The sequence below is a fragment of the Thioalkalivibrio sp. genome (genome assembly GCF_041690275.1).
GTDB lineage: Bacteria > Pseudomonadota > Gammaproteobacteria > Ectothiorhodospirales > Ectothiorhodospiraceae > Thioalkalivibrio.
Genome location: NZ_JAWLHP010000095.1, coordinates 5,586 through 7,154 on the forward strand (window position 1 = coordinate 5,586; position 1,569 = coordinate 7,154).

Below are 1,569 nucleotides of genomic sequence, written 5' to 3' on the forward strand. Positions count from 1 at the left end.
GCCATCGCGGCCAGAGGCCGCTCCTACCAGGGCGGCCGTAGGAGCGGCTTCCAGCCGCGATGCGGCGTTGCGCTGGGTGCCCCCGCGCCATCGCGGCCAGAGGCCGCTCCTACCTCCCGCAGAGAGGGCATCGGCAGGCCTACCCGGTGGCGAACAGGGCCTGGAGCCTGCGCGCCGCGATCTCGGGATCGGCGGCCTCGCTGATGCCCTGGATCACGGCAATCATGTCGGCTCCGGCGGCGACCACCGGGGCGGCATTCTCCGGGGTGATGCCGCCAATCGCGCAGATGGGGGCGTCGAGTTCCCGGTGGGCCCGGCGCAGCAGGTCGAGGTCCGCTCGACGGGCGCGGGGTTTGGTCGGCGAGGGATAGACCGAGCCGAAGGCGACGTAGTCGGCCCCGGCGGCGATCGCCGAGCGGGCACGTTCGAGGTCGTCGTAGCAGGAAGCGCCGATCACGCACTCGGGGCCGAGCACGGCCCGGGCCTTCCCGATTCCGGCATCGTCCTCGCCCAGGTGCACGCCGTCGGCGCCGATGGCCGCGGTGAGTTCGACGTCGTCGTTGACCAGGAACAGGGCTCCGGACTCCCGGCAATGCTCCGCGAGCCTGCGCGCCTCTGTCAGCCGCCGCCCGGCATCGCCGGACTTGTCCCGGTATTGCACGAGGCGGGCACCGCCGCGCAGGGCCGCGGCAACCAGCCCGGTCCGGCCGGCCACCGCCTCGGGAGTCACGAAATACAACCCCCGCAGCAGCCGGCGGATCATGCCTGCGGGCAGAGGCGGTTCGGCACGTGCTGCCCCTTTCCGGGGGCGTAACCGCTTGCGGTCGCATCGGTCATGAAGCCCTGGGCCTCGATCACCGCGGGTTCCAGGTCGCGTCCGCGCGCCAGGAAGGCGGCGATGGCCGCCGCGAGCGTGCAGCCCGAGCCGTGAAAGCTGAATGGCAGCCGCGGCAGCTCGAACCGGCGCGTATGTCCGTCCTCCCGGTGCAGCTCGTTGACGATCGGAGGCCGCGGATCGCGGCGCGCCTCGGTCTCGGTCAGCGCGTGTCCGCCGGTGATCAGCACATTGCGCGCTCCCATCTCGCGCAGGGTCTCGCCCCAGCGTGCAGGGTCCTCGTGCCGGCTCAGGCGCGCCGCCTCCGGCGTGTTCGGCGTGATCAGCATGGCCAGCGGCAGCAGCCGTTCGCGGGTCAGGTCCACCACCGCCTGGGTCGCGAGCGCGCCGCCGCCGCCCGCGACCATCACCGGGTCCAGTACCGCCGGAATATGCGGGTGCTCCGCGAGGATGTCGGCCACCATCCGCACGTTTTCCGCCGACCCCAGCATTCCGATCTTGATGGCCGATACCGTCAGATCCGCGAGGGTGACCTCGATCTGCTGCGCGACGCGCCGAGCGGGAAGCACATCGAAGTCGATCACGTCGCGGGTGTCCTGCACGGTGATCGCGGTGACCGCGGTCGCACCGTGCACTCCCAGACGGGTGAAGGTGGTCAGGTCGGCCTGCAGGCCGGCCCCGCCACCCGGGTCCGATCCGGCAATGGTCAGGCAGGTGGGTGGGTGGTGCATCGT

At 72.0% G+C, this 1,569-nt stretch carries 2 protein-coding genes; both read right to left on the bottom strand.

Going from position 1 to position 1,569, the window contains the following annotated elements; genetic code table 11:
- Positions 1-139: 139 nt before the first annotated feature.
- Positions 140-763 carry a thiamine phosphate synthase gene (gene thiE, locus ACESMN_RS12945; RefSeq protein WP_373054024.1) on the bottom strand — a complete coding sequence of 208 codons (624 nt, stop codon included), beginning with the start codon at positions 761-763 and terminating at the stop codon, positions 140-142.
- A complete protein-coding gene (thiD, locus tag ACESMN_RS12950) occupies positions 760-1,566 on the bottom strand; it encodes a bifunctional hydroxymethylpyrimidine kinase/phosphomethylpyrimidine kinase (RefSeq protein ID WP_373054025.1) in 807 nt (268 codons plus the stop codon). Before thiD ends, thiE begins: the two co-directional genes overlap by 4 nt.
- Positions 1,567-1,569: the final 3 nt, after the last annotated feature.

Excerpts from the sequence above, each read along its gene's own strand:
- thiE (WP_373054024.1), bottom strand. The coding sequence starts at position 763 with ATGATCCGCCGGCTGCTGCGGGGGTTGTATTTCGTGACTCCCGAGGCG.
- thiD (WP_373054025.1), bottom strand. The coding sequence starts at position 1,566 with ATGCACCACCCACCCACCTGCCTGACCATTGCCGGATCGGACCCGGGT.